The organism is Vibrio sp. LB10LO1, from assembly GCF_010092875.1.
Lineage (GTDB): Bacteria > Pseudomonadota > Gammaproteobacteria > Enterobacterales > Vibrionaceae > Vibrio > Vibrio campbellii.
In genome coordinates this window covers 1-1,235 of record NZ_JAADJW010000086.1, presented here as the reverse complement: position 1 = coordinate 1,235, position 1,235 = coordinate 1, and the positions used below count along the sequence as shown (strand labels likewise).

Annotated in this window: 1 protein-coding gene; it reads left to right on the top strand. The window is 45.2% G+C overall.

The genetic code is table 11. The features are described from left to right. Positions 1–67 precede the first annotated feature (67 nt). Positions 68–1,227 (top strand): IS3 family transposase gene (locus GXP65_RS24910; RefSeq protein WP_162093953.1). Its coding sequence is split into 2 segments (ribosomal slippage): positions 68–326 and positions 326–1,227, totalling 1,161 coding nucleotides; the frame shifts between segments, so codons are not numbered across the junction. The last annotated feature ends 8 nt before the right edge of the window (positions 1,228–1,235 follow it).

Below are 1,235 nucleotides of genomic sequence, written 5' to 3'. Positions count from 1 at the left end.
TGTAGTGGTTTAATGATCCCGGACACCAAGTTAGGTGGTAAAGTCTCCACCATAAATGAGGTGTTCAATGACAAAACGACAACGACGAACATTTTCGTCCGAATTTAAAATGGAAGCGGCAAGCTTAGTTCTTGACCAAGAATACTCGATACCTGAAGCTTCACGTTCAATGGATGTGGGAGAAACGGCTTTGAGACGATGGGTTGAGCAACTCAGACTCGAACGTGGTGGAAGCACACCTATGAGTAAAGCATTGACTCCTGAGCAACAGAAAATCCAAGAGTTGGAAGCCCGAATCAGTCGCTTAGAAAGAGAAAAGTCCATATTAAAAAAGGCCACCGCTCTCTTAATGTCGGACGAACTCGAACGTTCTCGTTAATTGACCAATTGAGGGAGTATGAATCGGTCAAAATGCTCTGCGAACTGTTTGGTATCGCTTCATCCTGTTACTACGCGTCTAAACAGCGCAAACCAGATGCTCAACGGATCCGACTGATTAGCCGAATTAAAGAACTCTTTAAACTGAGTCGAGGTTCAGCTGGTAGTCGAAGCCTTGTATCGATGCTGCGTTCCGAAAATATCAACGTGGGTCGATTTAAAGTGCAGAAAATAATGCATGATGCTGACTTGGTGAGCAAACAACCGGGCTCCCATAAATATAAGCATGCAAAATCAGAGCGACCAGATATTCCAAACTTGTTGAAACGAGAGTTCTCGGTGGCGGCGCCCAATAGAGTTTGGTGTGGTGACATCACTTACATATGGTCAGGTTCAAAGTGGTGTTATCTAGCTGTTGTTCTTGACCTATTCAGCCGACGCGTTGTCGGCTGGTCTTTATCAGATAGACCTGACGCTGACTTAGTTTGCAGAGCCTTAGAAATGGCTTGGGAGCAACGAGGACGGCCTAAGAATGTCATGTTCCACTCAGACCAAGGCAGTCAATACAGCAGTCGTAAATATCGTCAGAGACTTTGGCGCTATCGAATCACTCAGAGTATGAGTCGCCGTGGTAACTGCTGGGATAACGCCCCAATGGAACGGCTATTTAGAAGTTTAAAAACCGAATGGATACCCGCAACGGGGTATTTTACTCAAACTCAGGCAAGAAGAGACATCAGCCACTATCTAATGTCTTATTACAATCGGCTACGACCTCATCAAGTCAATGATGGGTTATCTCCGGTTGATGCAGAAAATCGGCTTAAATCTGTGTCCGGTATTTGTTGACCACTACA